This is a genomic window from Acinetobacter sp. TUM15064 (genome assembly GCF_008980265.1).
GTDB lineage: Bacteria > Pseudomonadota > Gammaproteobacteria > Pseudomonadales > Moraxellaceae > Acinetobacter.
In genome coordinates, this window is the sequence record NZ_BKFU01000023.1 from 21,342 (window position 1) to 40,143 (window position 18,802).

Genomic DNA, 18,802 nt, shown 5'->3' on the forward strand with positions numbered 1-18,802 from the left:
CATTGGAAAAATCATGAGCCAATTTGACAATGCCGCTGTTTCAGCGCATCTCTCCCATGTGCGTATTGTCATGGTCAATACTACACTCCCTGCGAACATTGGAAGCGCATTACGTGCCATGAAAACAATGGGACTCTCAAAGCTGGTTTTGGTTGCGCCAAAAACCTATCCACATCCCGATATTGATGCTTTAGCAGCGGGTGCAACTGATTTAATCGCGCAGATTGAAATTGTTGAAACCCTTGCCGATGCCATCAAAGACTGCCATTTAGTGTTTGGTACCAGTGCACGTAGTCGTACTATTCCTTGGCCTTTGCTAGACGCACGTCCTGCGGCAGAAAAATCAATTTCAGCAGTGCTGAGTGATCAACAAGAGGTTGCTGTGGTCTTTGGTCGTGAAGACCGCGGACTGACCAATGAAGAACTGGCGATGGCCAACTACCACGTTACTATTCCAGTCAATACAGACTATGGCGTACTGAATGTAGCTCAAGCTATTCAGGTCATCTGTTATGAAATGCGTATGGCAACTTTGGCTGCTGTAGAAAGTGGTGAAGATGAAGCTGCAACCATGCCTGTGACAGATACAGAGTCCATGCAGTGGGATGAGCCTTTGGTCACACATGAGCAAATGGAACAGTTCTATCCACACATTGAAAAAATGTTGGCTGAAATTGAATTTTTAGATCCAAAAAATCCACGATTATTGCCTTTACGCTTGCGTCGCCTTTTTGGACGTATACAATTAGATCGTATGGAATATCATTTACTTCGTGGTATTTTTAGTCGTGTACAAGCCTTAAATAATGGCACATGGAAAAAGTCAAATACGGATCAAATAGAGGATCAATCTAATGCTTAAACAGCTCAAAGAAGATGTACAAGCTGTATTCGCGCGCGATCCTGCAGCACGAAACACTTTAGAAGTTCTAACCACATACCCAGGTATCCACGCGTTGATCATGCACCGTATGGCGCATGAATTATGGAAAAAGGAATGTAAGGGCTCTGCACGCTTATTGTCTTCTTTCAGCCGTTTTGCAACAGGTATTGAAATTCACCCAGGTGCTAAAATTGGTCGTCGTTTTTTTATCGACCACGGCATGGGCGTTGTGATTGGTGAAACAGCTGAAATTGGCGATGATGTAACCCTCTATCACGGTGTAACTTTAGGCGGTACAACTTGGAATAAAGGCAAACGCCATCCGACTTTAGAAGACGGCGTAGTTGTTGGTGCAGGCGCTAAAATTTTAGGCCCCTTTACAGTCGGTAAGAATGCGAAAGTTGGCTCAAATGCAGTTGTGACAAAAGCAGTACCTGCCGATACCACTGCCGTTGGCAACCCAGCCCGTTTCATATCAAAAGATAAACCAAAAGATGAGGCTGAAACACATCGTCGTGATTATGCAGAAAGTATCGGCTTCCAAGCTTATGCTGCAACGCAAGACCAGTCCGATCCTATACTTGAAGGCATGCGCGTCCTGCTCGACCGTATACAATTGAATGAAAAACGGATGAACACCCTGTGCCAACGTTTGTCGTTACTTGATCCAACCTTTAAAAAACAGCAACAAAATGAACAACCCTTTAGTGCTGAAGAACTGAAAATTTTGGAAGACGTTCGCCGTGAATGTGAAGCTCAAAGCACTCCATCAAATGATTAAACATGAAAAGTGTTCGTTTTTGAAAACCAGCCTATAGCAAGCCTTGCATGTTCCTCAGAGTTTTCTTAGACTGACGGACATGCCTTTTACACCACTTCTTAAAATAATGAATGGATGAATCTTATGATGCTTAAACCCTTAGCGGTTGCTGTACTTACAGTGTCGTTTTTAACAGCGTGTAGCACAACCCCACCGAAAAATAATAACAATACCATTGTGTTTACTGAGCCTGAATTAACTGCACCGTTTTACGCATTAAATCCATTTAACTATGATGCGCCTCCTCCGTTTGAAATTAATTTAAAAAAGGCTGCTTCACAACCTGTAACCAAGATGGAAGTGACACGTTCTGATGATCCATCGAAGAAAATGGTTTTAGACACCAATAAGTTGATTATTCCAACTGTTAACAGCAAAGAACGTCAGTTGAAATACGCGGTGCTGGCAGGTGACAACGAAGTCGACATCACTGAAATTGATGACTTCTTGCAGTTGGTTGAAGGTAAAGCACGCCATTACCCACCTCGTTTTACAGAGCGCCAAGAACGTAAGGGTTTTGAGTCAAAACTAAAAGAAGTGACCCAGCAGTTAGATACGTTGGCATCAAAAGACAATGCATCATTTGATGTACTCATTCGTGCATTCAAAGCTAGCGTTATGGCTCGTAATTTAGACTTAGGTTCCGTGTATACCACCAAATCTTTAACTTATGCTCAGCGTATTTTAAAGCTTAATCAAGAAGACCCTGAAGCAAACTTCTGGTTTGGTTTTGCCCTGTCTGAAGGGGGTGGTCAACGTGAAGCTATGCCGTATTTAGATAAAGCCATGAAGTCTGGTGTTCAAGAAGCTTATTTAGCGAGTGCAAATAACTACATCGCGATGGAACAGAAAAAGAATGCGGTGCAAACGCTGAAAAACTACAAGTTGAAATACCCTCAAGAAGCTGAAGTTGCAGATCGCTTGATTACTGAAATTGAAAAACAAGGTCGTTGGAATGTTTGGCAAGTATTAAATACGAGCAAATAATTCGCTACTTTTGTAACACACTCTAAAATAGACCGAACTTTTCGGTCTATTTTTTTTTGAGCGAATTGATAAATCCGAGAATTATCGTATGATTTAAAAAATTCAAAAAAATAGATCGCAGTAGACTCGTTTATGCCTAAATACATCCGTAGCACCTTAATGCTCACTGCTCTGATTTCTATCTTGAGTGGTTGCCAAGTGGTCAGTGTAAAAAATCAATCACTGAACGTCACCATTAACAACGAACGTGAGAGTATTTTAACGCGCGATAAGCTCAGTGAAGCAAGTCTGAATGTGTTATCTATGACAGGCAGAGAAGCCAAAGTCTGTTCTGAACAGCCTGAGGAATGTGTGAACGAACTCAAACAAATTCCCCAAATTCAGGATGAGCAATTACTATCAACTGCAAGTGAACTTTATCTTGCCAAAGCACTTTCTTTAGAAAAATCATCGGCATGTAAAATCAGTATTTTGGCTAAGACGCAGTCAGAAGAAAAAAAGGCTGTTCAAAAGCAAAATTACCAAAACTGTTTAGATCAACAGCTCGGCATGCTCGATAAAAGTATTCGCTATAGTTATGCTTATATGTTTAAAACTAAACGTGGCCCACAAGATCGAATTTTTGATAACCGTCAAGTACAACTTCGGGACTTTTATAACCAAGCCATTGCCAAACTAGTTAGTGCTTATGGTTTACGTTATGAGCCTTCAGATGTTACGACCCAAATCCAAGTCGGCAAAAGTATTTATCGCATTAATTTCGACAAATATTCACTTTTAAAAAATCAAAAAATTGAACAACTCATGTCGACGTATAATTTGAACTTTTCAGGTTTGCGTTCAATTACCCGTCGAGATGGATTTGGTTCTGAGTTTTTAATTGTACTGCCTGCAGAACCTCACGACATCTCACCTGAAAAAACAAAATATATTGTTGATCCATTACATCATCAGTATACAAATGGCCATAATCCCAATATTCATAATGCTCGTTATTTAGCAGCGACCATCACAGCCCAACCTCGTTCTGCGGCAAGTGTGGATGAAATCTTAAATAGTCCAGAGTTTGAGATGACAGCCTATGATCCATATAAATATGAAACTGCTGAAATAGCTGGAAAGACTTATCCACTGGCAGCAAATTTTTCAGCACCATATGGCTTATGGCTAGCACAAAATAATCTAGGTAAGTCTGCTTATTTGTCACTGATAGATCGTGATGAACGCCTGACCATGCCTCATTTGTATATGCTTGAACCTTATAACCCGAACAAGAAAGTCATCGTTCTTATTCACGGTCTTGCAAGCAGTCCTGAGGCATGGATTCGTCTAACCAACGATGTAATGGGTGACCCTGTATTGCGTGAGCATTATCAAGTGTGGCAGGTTTTCTACTCCACAAACATGCCTATTCTGGAGAGTCGCTTTCAAATTTATGCAGTGATCCAACAAGCTTTTAGTCAAGTCGATAACAAAGCTTCTGCAAAAAAAGACGCAGTGCTGATTGGGCATAGCATGGGAGGCATTATTGCACGGCTTTTAGTCAGTGATGCAGACTTAACATCTGCAGCAATCAAATTACTTCCAGATTGGCGCGCCAAACAATTTAAAAATGATCCATTATTTAAATCCCGCTTAGATATTCAGCCAATTCCAAACTTTAGTCGTGCCATTTTCTTGGCAGCACCACATCGAGGAACAGAATTTGCTGACCGTTGGTTTACCCTTGCTGCGCGTAAAGTAATTAAACTACCAGGTGCTTTTTTAGGTGCATTAACTGATGTATTACAAAGTAGTGACCCTGATCTACAAGCATTTATCAAAGATATAGATAATGGGTTAATTCAAAATGGCCCAAGCGACCTCAGTAAAAACTCTAAATTTACTCAGTTAACTAAAAATATTGTTCCGTATAAGGGGATGAAATTTCACAGTATTATGGGGAATATGACCAACAGTAATGATATCAATGTGATTACTGATGATGTCGTACCTTATACCAGTGCCCATCTGGATGGGGCATTGTCTGAGAAAATTATTAAAGGTGGACATTCTATTCAGGAAACCCCTGAAGCGGTACTTGAGTTGCGCCGTATTCTGCGACTACACCTTACAGAATTGGGACTATATAAACCTTGATCATAAAAAGCCTAAACTTTTGTTTAGGCTTTTTTTATTTACTTCGTTTATATCAACAGTTGAGTCGTTAATAGGTACAGCCAACTACAATACTTCTCAACCCTTGTATTCGTGGGATACTACAATTTTTATTTAAACAATCCCACCATTGACCCGAAGTATTTGGGCATTGACCCAATTACTTCCTTCATTGACTGCAAAATCTAATACAGCAGCAATATCCTCAACTGTACCTAAACGCTCTAAAGGCGCCGCCTGAATTAACCGTGCAATCAGTTCATCACTTTTCCCTTCGAGAAAAAGCGCTGTTGCTGTTGGCCCTGGTGCAATCGCATTCACCGTAATATTTTTGCCTCTTAACTCTTTGGCTAAAATCGCAGTTAAAGACTCTATGGCAGCTTTTGACGCAGTATAAACACCATAAGTCTCAAGCTTCATACCCACTACACTGCTGGATAAGTTAATAATTTTACCGCCATGAGCCAAGCGCTTGGCCGCTTCACGCATGGTATATAATGGTCCTTTTAGATTGATTGCCAAAAGTTGATCAATCGTTTCATCATCCACATCTTCAATTTTATTGAGTCGCATAATGCCTGCATTATTCATCAGCACATCCAGTCTGCCATAAGTCTGAATTGCATAATCAAATAACTGAGTCACTTCATCTGAATGGCTAATATTTGCCTTAAATGCTGTTGCTGTTCCACCATTCGCTTGAATTTTTTGCACCACAGCATTTGCCTCTTGATCATTATTGGCATAATTAATGATGATGCTATGTCCTTGCTGGGCCAATAAACTTGCTGTAAATGCCCCTATACCTCTTGAGGCCCCTGTAATTAAAATTACTTTTTTCTGTTTTTCTTGCACTGCTGTATTCATTGATGACCTCATCGAGTGAAACTTACCATGGGATACGTTCTATGATACTGTTCATAAATAGCAAGATAATCTAGCCAGTTCTGACATCTTTATCCGAATTAGCCGAACAAAGGATCTACAAAAAGATGGATAAGTTAAATGCGCTGTCTGCTTTTGTACACGTTGTAGAGCAACAAAGCTTTACCAAGGCTGCACAGATACTGAACTTACCCCGTTCAACTCTCACCGATGCCATTAAGCAACTGGAAGTACAGCTCAACACACGCTTATTATTTCGTACCACGCGTCAGGTACGAACAACTGATGAAGGTCAAATTTATTACGAACGTTGTAAGTATGTCTTGGACTATATCAATGAATCAGATCATGATTTTCTCAATGCAAAACCTCAAGGAACCTTAAAGATAGAAGTACATGGAGTGTTTGCTGCGTATTTTATTTTGCCTCATCTGCATAAGTTTCAAAGTGAATATCCTGGCATTCAGGTACAACTGACAGAAAGTGACCGCTATGTCGATGTGATTAAGGAAGGCATTGATTGTGTTATTCGTATTGGACAACTGAACAAGAGTGAACTAATTGTAAGACACTTAGGTCATTTGCAACAAATAACTCTTGCGAGTCCAAGGTATTTGGAAAAGCACGGTACTCCAAATCATTTAGATGATCTGCATGAGCATTTTATGGTGGGCTTCTATTCAAGTGGACGCCAGAAACATCTGCCACTCGAATTTATCATTCAAAACAAAACGCAACTTTATGACTTGCCTTTCAATATTCAAGTCAACGGAGCAAATACCTATTCAGCCGCAGCCCAACAGCATTTTGGGATTATTCAAGTGCCTCACTATGCTCATATCAAAGTGCTAGAACAAGGATTGCTTTGCCGAATTTTAGAACACTATACTGTACCGTCTATGCCTGTGTCTCTGCTCTATCCGTCTAAAAGATTGGTTTCACCTAAACAAAAAGTCTTTATTGAATGGATATTACAATTGTTTAAGGATCATCCCATCGTATAATCTTGGGTCTTTTTATGAATCAATATTCAACCTAGATAAGCAAGAAAATACCAATACCTTATCTTTCCAAAAATCGTAGCCCCACGCCTGCAATGGTAAAAATATATTTTGGAGTGATCGCAGAATCTCTAATTTTGGTACGGAGTTTTTTCACCAAGATTCGAAGATAATGGGTATCTTCTTCATGGCTAATGCCCCATAACTCGGTCATAATTTGCTTTTGCGTAACGATCTTACCCTGATGGCGAATCAATAGTGCTAACAGTTGAAATTCTTTTTTGGTCAGAATAATTTCTTCATTCGTGAACCTCACTACATGTTCAGCCACATCCACAGATAATTGACCATCATCAAATACAATATTCTGTTCAGACTGTTGTGGTTTATTGCGAAACATCACCCGAATACGGGCACATAATTCCTGAATGCTAAACGGTTTGGTGACATAGTCGTTTGCACCTGCATCGAGCAATTTAATTTTTTGATTTTCATCAGGACGGGCAGATAACACAATCACAGGAATATCTGACCATTGTCTCATCTCGGTCAACACCTGCTGCCCTTCCATATCAGGTAAACCCAAATCTAAAATCAGTAAATCCGCACCCCGTGTTGCCAAAATTTCTAAGCCTTTCATGCCATTTTCAGCAACATGCACCTGATAACCTTGCGCACGTAAGGCAATGTCTAAAAATTTTCGAATTTGAGGTTCATCATCAATAATCAGAATTGATGCATTTGGATAAATTGTTTGCGGCATAAAAGATCGTTTAACCCTGATGTAACGGTAATCGTATGCGAATTAAGGTGCCTTGACCATCTGTTCCAGCAAAAGCTTCAATACTGCCCATATGTGCGCCAATAATGGCTTTGACAATCGCCAGTCCTAAACCTGTTCCCGTTTTACCACGATCACCACGCTGCATGGTGTAGAACATATCAAAGATTTGCTCGCGTTCATCTTCGGGAATGCCAATCCCTTGGTCGATAATGTCAATTTGCAGAAATTGTTCCTCTTGCTGAATCTTCACTTCAATCGAAACATCATTTGGTGAAAATTTAGCGGCATTTTCCAAGACATTAAAAATGGCTTGTTCAATCAAAGCAGGATGCACATACAATTGCGGAAGTTCTTCCGCCAAAGCAACTTCGATTTTCACCTCAGGCTGATAGCGTTTCAGTCGTTGAGTTGCCGAGCCAATCAGTTCATCTGCACCGATCCAAGCACGACTTAAAGTCAAACCCTGATGACCTAATCGAGTCATATCTAATAGGTTTTGTATATAACGATCCAGTCGTTCCCCTTCAATGTGAATAGTGTCTAATAATTCATGCCGATCGCTTTCAGGCATCTGTTCGCCATAATATTTAAGCGTATCTGCTGAACCAATCATCGCTGCTAAGGGTGAACGTAAATCATGCGATACTGAAGAAAGCAAAGCTGAACGTAGCTTTTCCGTTTCAGCCACTACTCTAGAATTTTCTAACTGTAAAGACAGTTGTACCCGAGCAACAGTTTGCGCAATATCTTCAATCATCAACTCAGTTAAACGCTGCAATTCAAAGCTAATCGTCTGAGCATTTTGATGAAACCGAATTGCAATTACGCCATATTCTTTCACCAAATTTAATGGAATAAACCACCATTCAGAATTAGTCAGTGTGTTGGTAAAGCATCCACAGGGTTTCGCATTCTTCTGCGTCCAATCTGCGGCTATTTGATCTTTTTCATTTAAAGCAGAAACATCACCTAAAGACTGATTTTCAACTTTTAACCAGACCGTCGCATTTAATGAAGTTTCTAAATGTTGTTTGGCGACGGTTAATACCTGTTCAATATCCACGCAGGTCGATAGCTTTCTTTCCAATTCTTGCAACTGTAACGAGACTGAATTTGCAGCACGTAAACTCAATACCTGCGCACGTAATTGATTGGCTAAACGCCCGACCAGTAAGGCTGAGACAATGAACGTAATAATGGTAATCACGCCTCGTTCAGCACTAATCATAAAAGTAAATCGAGGTTCGATAAAAAAGTAGTTGTAGAGTAGAAAACAAATGAATACGCTGATAATCGTGATCAACATGCGGGCGCGTATCGCAACCAATAATACCGTCACAATAAAAATTAAGGCTAAGTCACTATACCCAATAAAATGATCACTGATTGCGGCCACAATCAGTCCTAGCAACACAATGATAATACTTTCAAACACTTCACGTTGATTAAACGCTAAACCTTGTTCCAGCCAAGATGAATGAGCCACATCTTTCTGCAAACGCTTTTCATTATTTTTGGCTTTTAAAGGCTGAACAAAGGTGATTTCAAAAGGATGCTGTTTCTCTAACAGTTGATCGGCAATATGATCTGAGAATAGGCGCTGCCATAACGATTTTTGAGGGCTTTTACCAAGTAAAATATTAGATGCACCATAATCATAAGCTGCCTGTAAAATGGTCGATGCAATATGATTGCTATAGAGTAAATAAGTGTCTGCACCGAGCTTACGTGCTAGATTAAAAGCCTTTGTCACTGCAAAGGATTGGGTCGTTTCAACCTTACTTTTTTGAATCGAAATGACGCTCCACATTGCATTGCGTCTTTCCGCAATCCGATGGGCACGGCGCACCAAATCTTCTGAAAACTCAGAACCATCTATCGCCAACATGACATGATTTTGAATCGGGATGATCTGCCCTTGTGCAACAAACTTTTCTCGATAATCAATATCGACCTGCCCTGCAACAGTTTGAATTGCCAGATCACGTAACGCTGTCAAATTTGCAGCTTTAAAAAAACCTTGTAATGCATGAGGGGCAACATCGGCGAAATAAATCTTGCCATGATTCATCCGTTCTAATAATTCAGGAACAGGTAAATCAACCAATCGAATATCTTTCAAACGTTTCAGTAATGCATCGGGGACGGTTTCAGTTACCCGAATCCCCGTAATTTGAAAAACCACATCATTCAGACTTTCCAAATGCTGAATATTTAAGGTGCTATAGACATCAATGCCTGCATCCAACAACTCATTGACATCTTGCCAACGATATTCATGCCGACTATTGGGTACATTGCGATGGGCAAGTTCATCAACAAGTACAATTTGAGGCTTTAATTTAAGAATTTGGTCGAGATCCATCTCATCTAACATTCGCCCTTGATATTCCACAGACTTTCTTGGAATAACATTGAGCCCTTGAATCAAAGCTTCGGTGTCAGATCGACCATGAGTTTCCACCACACCGACCACCACATGCTGCCCTTGCTGCATCAGTTCATGCGCTCGGGTCAACATGGCATAGGTTTTCCCGACTCCAGGTGCTGCACCCAAGAAAATGGTTAAACGTCCAGACTGTTCACGTTGACTATGTGCCAACCACGCATCTGCTTTGTTATTACGATCAATCTGCATAAGTGCGCTCTATTAACGAGGTGTAGATGACAATTGATCTAAGGCTAGATTCAACTGCAGTACATTGACTCGCGCTTGCCCATAGACGCCGAATTGTGCAGGCTGAATTTGTTGTTGTACCAAATCACGCACTCGCTGCTCAGGTAAATGATGTTGCTGTGCCACACGTTTCACTTGTAATAAAGCACTTTCAGGTGAAATATCTGGGTCGATTCCGCTTCCTGAAGCCATCACCATCTCATTTGGCACTTGTTGCTCAGTAATATGATTATTTTTTGCAAATTGCACTGTTCGTTCTTTAATTTGTGTTTGTAAATCAGGATTAGAGATTGCCAAATTACTGCCTGCCATGCCATCTACATTGTAATTTACCGCACTCGGTCGCCCATGGAAATATTGTTCACTAACAAAGTTTTGTCCTACCAAACTTGAACCAATAATTTTACCATTCAGTTCAATAAAACTACCATTCGCTTGTTTGGGAAAGATCAACTGCGCAATGGAGACACTTGCTGTAGCGTACAACATGCCTGCAATGAAAAAACCAACTGCAACCAAACCGAGGCTTGGACGTAGGACTGAATGTCCTTGATTAGATAATACTAAGTCCTGTTGATTCAATTGCTCATGACTCAATAAAGTATTCATTTCCAACTCCTAAATCCACAATGACACAACAAGGTCAATCAGCTTGATCACAATAAACGGAAAGATCACACCACCTACACCGTAAATCAGCATATTACGGCGTAACAATTGCAGCGCACTGGCAGGTTTGAATTGAACGCCTTTGAGTGCCAATGGAATCAACATTGGAATAATCAAAGCATTAAAGATCAAAGCTGAAATCACGGCACTGCTTGGACTACTAAGCTGTAAAATATTCAGTACTCCAAGTTGTGGAATCGCCACGGCAAACAATGCAGGTAAAATCACAAAATACTTAGATACGTCATTTGCCAACGAAAAAGTGGTTAATGCTCCACGAGTAATCAATTGCTGTTTACCAATTTCAACCACATCTAGCAATTTGGTTGGATCAGAATCCAAATCCACCATATTGCCAGCTTCTTTGGCAGCTTGCGTACCCGAATTCATGGCTAAACCAATATCTGCCTGTGCCAAGGCTGGTGCATCGTTAGTACCATCACCGACCATTGCGACTAATTTTCCTGCTGCTTGCTCGTTACGAATACAAGCCAATTTGTCCTCAGGTCTCGCTTCTGCAATATAGTCATCCACCCCTGCTTCAGCCGCAATCGCAGCCGCAGTCAATGGATTGTCTCCCGTGACCATAATGGTTTTGATGCCCATCTCACGTAGCAGCGCAAAGCGTTCTTTAATCCCTTGTTTAATCACATCTGAAAGTTCAATCACCCCTAAAATACTGTGATTCGAAGCAACCACAAGTGGTGTTGCACCTTTAGAGGCGACTTGTTCAACACGGGTTTTCAGCTCAATATTGTCTTTAATCTCTTGATGGGTAAAGTTAAGGATGGCATCGACAGCACCTTTACGAATCGTTTGTCCAGTTGCTAGATTTACTCCTGAAAGACGAGTTGAGGCACTAAATTGAATGAATTCGGCATCTTTCGGCTCTTGAATGCTTTCGCCTAATTCCTTCCCAAGACTGATGACCGACTTCCCTTCAGGCGTTGGATCAGCAAAAGAAGTGAGCATTGCTGCTTGACGTAACTCACTTGGTGTCACACCTGCCAATGGATAAAAAGCGGTGGCTTGGCGATCTCCATAGGTGATCGTGCCTGTTTTATCCAACAACAACACATCAATATCACCCGCAACTTCAACCGCTTTCCCTGATTTTGCTAAGACATTGGCTTTTAAAGCGCGGTTCATTCCCGCAATCCCAATTGCAGGCAGCAAACCACCGATCGTGGTTGGAATCAAACATACTAACAGTGCAATCAGCAAGACCATACTGATTTTGATCCCGACCATTGAACCAATCACAGGTAAGGTCAGCACCACCACAATAAAAGTGATGGTCATAATATTGAGTAAAATACTCAATGCGATCTCATTCGGTGTCTTTTGACGGTTGGCACCTTCTACCAAGGCAATCATACGGTCTAAGAAGCTATGCCCTGCCTCATTACTGATTCGAATAATAATTTCATCCGACAAGACCTTAGTACCACCAATCACGCCTGAACGATCGGTATTGGCTTCACGTAGTACGGGTGCAGATTCACCTGTGACAGCCGATTCATTGATAGTCGCAAAACCCTGAATAATCTCGCCATCCGCAGGAACAATTTCACCTGCCTTGACGATGACTAAATCATCTTTTTTAAGTAGATTGGCAGAAATCACTGTCGGTACAGCATTTAAATCGAGAATACGATTTGCAGTTAAGTTTTCACGCGCCTGACGTAATGATGCTGCTTGTCCACGCCCTTTGGCTTCTGCAACCGCCTCAGCATAATTGGCAAATAAGACCGTGACCAATAAAATCAAGCTTAGAATCAGGCCAAAGCCAAGACTAGCATTGCCCATCAAGGTGGCAATGACCGTTAAAATTGTTCCCACCCAAACACATGCCATCACTGGATTTTTAAAAGCGTGTTGAGGTAGCAATTTATGGAATGTTTGCTGAATAATTTCTTTATTCAAGATATCCATCTGTTGTGTCGCATTTGAATGTTTCATTGTGCTTGCTCCACACTTAAACTTTTATCGACAAATAGTCAGCAATTGGCCCAATCACCAACACTGGCATGAATTGCAACAAGGTCAGAATCAACACGATCCCAATCAAGGTCAACGCAAAAGTTGGAGATTCAATATGTAAAGAACCCTTACTTTCGGCTGCTTGCGGTTTGGTTGCTAAACTCACTGCGATCAAAACTGGAATAATCAACACGCTATAACGCCCTGCCAATAAAGCCACACTGGCACTCAGATTCCACCATAAAGTGTTATCGCCTAAGCCTTCAAAACCAGAGCCATTATTGGCGTAGGCAGAGACATACTCATAAAACACTTGGCTAATACCATGAAACGCTGGATTGGAATTCCCTGTAATCGATGGAAATGCTATGGCAATCGCCGTCAGACCAAGAATTACCACGGGTTGTAATAAAATCACGAAGGCCAATAACTTAATTTCAGTGACTTCAACTTTTCGACCAAATAATTCAGGGGTACGCCCTGTCATCAAACCTGCGATAAATACTGCGAGAAATAGGTAAATAAAGAACTGTAATAGACCACAACCAATCCCGCCCCAAATGGCATTGATCAGCATATTGCACAGTTCAACCAATCCTGTCAGTGGTGAGGCAGAGTCATGCATCATATTCACAGAACCGTTGTTGACTTGTGTGGTCAAACTTCCCCACAGTGCCGATGCCTCAGCACCAAAGCGAACTTCTTTCCCTTCCATCAAAGCAATATTTGGAATGAGCGAAGATTTTTCAGCCCACAGGGTCAATAGCGTTGAAGAAAGTGACATCAACAACATTGTGCCAAAAATCATCCACATCAGTTTCTTACGTTGAATAAAACGCCCAACCATAAACACCGCAGAAAGTGGAATCAGTAAAATCGCAATCATCTCAATCACATTGGATAGTGGCGTTGGATTTTCTAAAGGCACACTACTGTTTGGGCCATACCAACCGCCACCATTACTACCCAGTTGTTTAATCGCCACCATGGGCGCAACTGGACCGAGCGGAATATGCTGTGTTTGTACCTCGGAACTTTGATCTAAGACCTGCGCTGTTGGTCCCGCAGATAAGGTTGCTGGCACACCTTGAAAAGTGAGCAGTAAAGAAAAAATTAAACCAAGTGGAATAAAGAATCTAAACAATGGTCGGATGATATCCATCCAGTAATTACCTAGATTAATATGGTTCCAATTCTTTTGATCTGAATCTTCCGCTTGACGTGATTGCAGGAATAAAGCCCTTAACATGGCGACCAATAAAGCAAGTCCCATAATCGGAGACAAGTATTGCAAGCCAACGATCACCGTCATTTGCGATAGATAAGACAGTTGCGCTTGCCCTGAATAATGCTGTTGATTGGTATTGGTCAGAAATGAAATGGTGGTATGTAAAGCCAAATCCCAATTCATATTTGGAATATGATCAGGATTCAATGGCAGCCATGCCTGTGTCATTAAAATAGTGACACTCGCCACTAACAACAAGATATTACTGAGTACAAAAGCACCTAGATATTGTCGCCAGTTCATACCCACTTGCTTCACATTGAGAACCGCGTAGATCGGTTGTTCAATCCACTTAAAGAAGCTATCACTCTTCATTGGTTTGGTTTGCATGACATCCGCAAGATAGTGTCCTAACGGATAAGCCAGCAGCAATGAAAGGATAAATACTGAAATAAATTCCCACATAGCATATGCCATTAAAAATAGGTCAGCTTTAGTATGGAAATTGAAAGCGTAAATTCTCTATATTGAAAAAAGTAAGACGCGTAAATTTTGCGTAAATTTATTTAAAATAATCCATCAAGAAATACATCAAAACTCGCAACCTGTTTAAGCTGATGCCTCCATAGCATGAATCATCGGCTTATTTTTATGACAGAGTTGATAAGCATATAAACATGCGTAAATTCCTACCAAATAGCCTAAAAACTTCGAGTTTTGCTCGTGACCAAAGTGTATGCCCCATTGAGCACGCTGAATAAAGTTTTTATTTTATTGCATTGGCTTAGATCATATTTATCACCTTTCAATCAACGAAACAGATTACATATTGCTACGCTGATAGCTCATTGAATCTATCTTGTGCTCTTTACAGTGTATTTAAGTTCATCACTAAATATAGCCAGTTGATGTGTATTCATCAGGTGAAACATACGCTGCTCACATAACAAACTTTTGAATAGGCAACTATCGTCAGGATTTAGCGCCGTAAAGATAATTGTGGAAATACTGAGCTAAACACAACGAATTCTGCAATATGAGGAGTTCTGCTTTAAAAATTTCCAATAGGTAGTTTCAAATGTGAGGAACTCATCACCCATTACACAAAATAATGGGGTACGGTCAAACATCAGGACTGTGGCTATGAATCGAGTGTAGTAACCGAAACCAATATCTTTGACCCTTCTCTGCTTCAAGCTAATTTCTTAGCTTAGATTTAGGTTAATATCGTACACTTATCCATAAAATCGCTAATTTTTCTTGTTAAACAGTAAAACTAAAAATAGCTTTCTTGGGTCCTTATTTTAACTATAAGTTATTATTTTTCTTCATACAGTTCACACTTTCATTAATTAAGTGTAATTTGATATAAGCGTAATCCCTGTTTAAGATAAAAATATTGGGGGGGATAAAAAATAGAATGAAACTGGAAGCATCAACACTATTCAAACAAGAGCAAATTGATCTTTTAATTGCTCGCGGACTAAATTTGGTTCGATTCCCTAAAGGGCTAGAGACGATCTATAAAAACCTATACAGAAATGGGGCGGCTTTGGAATTTCGCTATCGTGCCCCTATCATTTTAGGACTATATTTGTATCTATGTATAGGGACCTACCAAATATTGCCAACCGAAATACGTTCTGAATGGATCATGTTTTATGGTTGGGTCGGTTTAATCATTTTTTTCGCATGGTTTCTTTCTTTTATTCCAACAATGAATAAATGGTTTGAACATTATGTTTGTCTAGGATCTGTAGGGTCTGTCGCTCTTACTTTCACATTAATCAATGTATTGGAACAAGGTCAAAATAATGTACTTTTTCATGCTGCAATGATGTATGCAATTGTTATTATTTATGGTTTTGTCGGGATGAGATTTTATACTGCTGTGATTGCAGGTTGGTGCGGTGGTTTAATTGGTATAATTGTAACTACATGGCTAAACATCTCTATTGATTGGACTTTTTTAAATCGAACTTATACATTCAGTAGCTTTCTTGGTATGGCTTTAGCTTATGCAATTGATCGCCAACATCGAGAAAATTATTTGCAAAATTGTATGATCGAATTAAACAGAATAGAACTTAAACACCAAACAGAACAACTTTCAATATTATCAAATCATGACCCCTTAACAGGTTTAGCTAATCGACGCTATTTAGACAAAGTTCTCGAAAATGAATGGAATCGCTCAATAATTCACCAAACACCCATTACAATCATGATGGTAGATATTGATTGCTTTAAACAATATAACGATACATTAGGTCATCTTCATGGTGATGATTGCTTAAAGCAGATTGCTAATATACTAAATTCAGTACCTTCAAAAAATAATGATCTTGTTGCTCGCTATGGAGGTGAAGAATTTCTATTACTTTTCACTTTAACAAATGAAGATCAAGCTCTGATTAAAGCGAAATACTTAATGGAACGCATACATGAAATTGGAATTATTCATCCACAGAGCAGTATTTCCAAATATCTGACAGTGAGCGTTGGGGTCGCAACTATCATTCCTAACTTGAATAATAGCCTTTCAGAATTTATTGCTCATGCAGATCACGCCCTATATATCGCTAAAAGCAATGGAAAAAATCAATTTCACCTGAGTACGTCATACAAGGAAACTCATCAAGTTTTGTAGCTGGGCGTATTAGCTCAAACCTGAGCTAACAACTGCCAATATTTGATTAAAACTATCAAATGAAATTTGAGCTAAATTCCAATGACCTTTGCTCGCAACTAATGTTTCAATCTTGCACAGCAATACTGCCCATCTGCCATTGCACTCCTTATCCTGATCAGTTGCATCAGTACTATAGAAATTCAGCTAATCATCTAGATTAAGTTGTAACTCTTTCAATGAGCTCTAGAATTTCTTTTGAAAAGTAATCGAATATAACGCTGCAAAATCATCTTAAAGAATTCAAAATTGAAGTAGTCAAGTAAGTGACTGATAAAAATTAGAGCTGAGCAGAAGTTGCCACACATTTAGGTAAAACCCTATGTAGTCTTTATGTCTGGATTAAACCTTATGATCTGCAATAACCTAGAATTACTGAATTTTAAGCTTTGCTTTTCCCATAAGAATAAACTTATATTCATGGACTTTAGATTTACATCTGTAAAATTGAACATATTTTATTCAAAAAAGTATTGTAAATTGCACTTTTTCAAACTAAAAATTAAACATAAGAATCATCAAAACAAAAACCTAAAATGGATAAGAACATGTTAAGTATAAAGACGATAAAACCCCTAATGATATTGAGTCTCGGATTAAGTTTGTTTAGCAATAGCTATGCACAAGAGACTAAATACCTCATTGAAAAAAGTGTCAACCAAGATAGTGAGAAATTTGTCAAAATATTCAAGGATATTCATCAAAACCCTGAACTGGGCTTTATGGAGTCTAGAACTGCAGCAATCGTTGCAAAAGAATTAAAATCCTATGGATATCAAACCACTGAGAAAATTGGTAAAACTGGTGTGGCGGCTGTCATGAAAAATGGGGACGGCCCTGTTGTCATGTACCGCGCAGATATGGATGCAAATGCAGTCAAAGAGACAACTGGTCTGCCATATGCAAGTACAAAAATAGTGAAATTAGAGGATGGATCTGAAACACCCGTTGCACATACATGTGGACATGACGCTCATGTGGCGTGGATGCTAGGCACTGCAAAGTTTTTTGCTGAGCATAAAAACCTCTGGAAAGGAACGGTCATATTTATTGGGCAACCTGCAGAAGAACCGATCTTAGGTGCAGAGGCAATGGTAAATGATGGTTTATATACAAAACATAAAATTCCAGTTCCTGACTACCTATTCGGCATTCACGCTGCACCAGTTGCAGTTGGCGTAATTGCAGCAGCGACAGGTGTCCGCATGGCAGGTACAGATCAATTTGATGTGACATTTCATGGCATTGGGGGACATGGCTCCACCCCAAATTTATCCAAAGATCCTATCGTCATGGCCGCAACTGCAATAACTCAATACCAAACCATTATCAGTCGAGGAATTGACCCGAAAAATTCTGCAGTAATTACAGTTGGGTCTGTGCAAGCTGGAAGCAATAATAATGTAATCCCTGCTTCCGCATTGCTAAAAATTAATTTACGTTGGTTTAATGAAAATGACCGAAAGTTAATGATAGACGGTATTAAGCGAATCAATGAAAGTATTGCTTATGCTTATAATATGCCAAAAGACAAGTATCCAACAATTGCATTTAAAGGCTGGGCTCAACCTTTAAATAATGACATCGCTCTAACCAAAGTAGTTCAAAATGCATTATCAAATTCAGGACTAATAGAAAATCCCAAATATTTATTAGATGAGAATGTTCTCCCATCTGTAATGGGTTCTGAGGATGTTCATCACTTAGTTATTCATAATCCCAAATATGCATACAGTTATATTAATGTTGGTATTGCCGAGCCTAAACGCTTTATCGAAGCCTTTAAACAAAAAAAACTACCATTCAATGCACATAATGGAGACTTTGAAATTGATCTATCCGCAATTCCATACGGGACTAAAGCTGGTATTACATCAATGTTAGCTATCTTTAATGAAGCAACACAATTTTAAATTAAATTGCTCTTTAAATGATCAATAAAAACTGATTTTTTCATTATTATTTAATTGTTTTCCGAACTTAAAACGACTTTAAATTGTATCGAGGATTAATGTCGACAACGGTATTGTACAGTGATA

General features: G+C 39.7%; 13 protein-coding genes. 7 read left to right on the plus strand and 6 right to left on the minus strand.

All coding sequences use genetic code 11. The features are described from left to right. The first annotated feature begins 13 nt into the window (after positions 1 to 13). The 4 genes from GBI16_RS08945 (at position 14) to GBI16_RS08960 (ending at position 4,829) form a co-directional block, all read left to right on the plus strand. A complete protein-coding gene (locus GBI16_RS08945) occupies positions 14 to 862 on the plus strand; it encodes an RNA methyltransferase (RefSeq protein ID WP_151706934.1) in 849 nt (282 codons plus the stop codon). Further along, positions 855 to 1,664, plus strand: a complete 810-nt coding sequence (gene cysE, locus GBI16_RS08950) for a serine O-acetyltransferase (RefSeq protein ID WP_086207760.1) — start codon at positions 855 to 857, stop codon at positions 1,662 to 1,664. Before GBI16_RS08945 ends, cysE begins: the two co-directional genes overlap by 8 nt. A gap of 123 nt (positions 1,665 to 1,787) precedes the next feature. Further along, positions 1,788 to 2,690 carry an ABUW_2363 family tetratricopeptide repeat lipoprotein gene (locus tag GBI16_RS08955; protein WP_086207761.1) on the plus strand — a complete coding sequence of 301 codons (903 nt, stop codon included), beginning with the start codon at positions 1,788 to 1,790 and terminating at the stop codon, positions 2,688 to 2,690. A gap of 132 nt (positions 2,691 to 2,822) precedes the next feature. Next, positions 2,823 to 4,829 (plus strand): triacylglycerol lipase, encoded by a 2,007-nt coding sequence (locus GBI16_RS08960; protein WP_086207762.1) that lies wholly within the window; start codon positions 2,823 to 2,825, stop codon positions 4,827 to 4,829. Between the two features lie 132 nt (positions 4,830 to 4,961). On the opposite strand, the gene GBI16_RS08965 is transcribed toward GBI16_RS08960, so the two are convergent. Continuing rightward, the gene (locus GBI16_RS08965; protein ID WP_110975249.1) at positions 4,962 to 5,714 is read right to left on the minus strand and encodes an SDR family oxidoreductase; all 753 of its coding nucleotides are present in this window, start codon (positions 5,712 to 5,714) and stop codon (positions 4,962 to 4,964) included. 125 nt (positions 5,715 to 5,839) lie between these two features. On the opposite strand from GBI16_RS08965, the gene GBI16_RS08970 reads away from it, so the two are divergent. Then, on the plus strand, positions 5,840 to 6,736 hold the full coding sequence (locus GBI16_RS08970) for a LysR family transcriptional regulator (RefSeq protein WP_151706935.1): 897 nt from the start codon (positions 5,840 to 5,842) through the stop codon (positions 6,734 to 6,736). Positions 6,737 to 6,794: 58 nt separating this feature from the next. On the opposite strand, the gene GBI16_RS08975 is transcribed toward GBI16_RS08970, so the two are convergent. The 5 genes from GBI16_RS08975 to kdpA are packed head-to-tail and all read right to left on the minus strand — an operon-like array spanning position 6,795 to position 14,539. After that, on the minus strand, positions 6,795 to 7,496 hold the full coding sequence (locus GBI16_RS08975; RefSeq protein WP_151706936.1) for a response regulator: 702 nt from the start codon (positions 7,494 to 7,496) through the stop codon (positions 6,795 to 6,797). 10 nt (positions 7,497 to 7,506) lie between these two features. Continuing rightward, positions 7,507 to 10,155: a sensor histidine kinase KdpD gene (locus GBI16_RS08980; protein ID WP_151706937.1), complete on the minus strand. Its 2,649-nt coding sequence runs from the start codon at positions 10,153 to 10,155 to the stop codon at positions 7,507 to 7,509. 12 nt (positions 10,156 to 10,167) lie between these two features. Then, positions 10,168 to 10,803, minus strand: coding sequence for a potassium-transporting ATPase subunit KdpC (gene kdpC, locus GBI16_RS08985; protein WP_151706938.1), 636 nt, complete (start codon positions 10,801 to 10,803; stop codon positions 10,168 to 10,170). Positions 10,804 to 10,812: 9 nt separating this feature from the next. Continuing rightward, entirely contained in the window at positions 10,813 to 12,825 is a 2,013-nt protein-coding gene (kdpB, locus tag GBI16_RS08990) for a potassium-transporting ATPase subunit KdpB (protein WP_151706939.1), read from the minus strand. Between the two features lie 16 nt (positions 12,826 to 12,841). Then, the gene (gene kdpA / locus GBI16_RS08995) at positions 12,842 to 14,539 is read right to left on the minus strand and encodes a potassium-transporting ATPase subunit KdpA (RefSeq protein ID WP_151706940.1); all 1,698 of its coding nucleotides are present in this window, start codon (positions 14,537 to 14,539) and stop codon (positions 12,842 to 12,844) included. A 955-nt stretch (positions 14,540 to 15,494) separates the two neighbouring features. Between kdpA and GBI16_RS09005 the strand changes: the two genes are divergently transcribed. Both GBI16_RS09005 and GBI16_RS09010 read left to right on the plus strand, forming a co-directional pair. Further along, complete coding sequence (locus tag GBI16_RS09005; protein ID WP_151706941.1) at positions 15,495 to 16,724, plus strand: GGDEF domain-containing protein; 1,230 nt, start codon at positions 15,495 to 15,497, stop codon at positions 16,722 to 16,724. Between the two features lie 587 nt (positions 16,725 to 17,311). Further along, positions 17,312 to 18,676, plus strand: a complete 1,365-nt coding sequence (locus tag GBI16_RS09010; RefSeq protein ID WP_228267830.1) for an amidohydrolase — start codon at positions 17,312 to 17,314, stop codon at positions 18,674 to 18,676. The last annotated feature ends 126 nt before the right edge of the window (positions 18,677 to 18,802 follow it).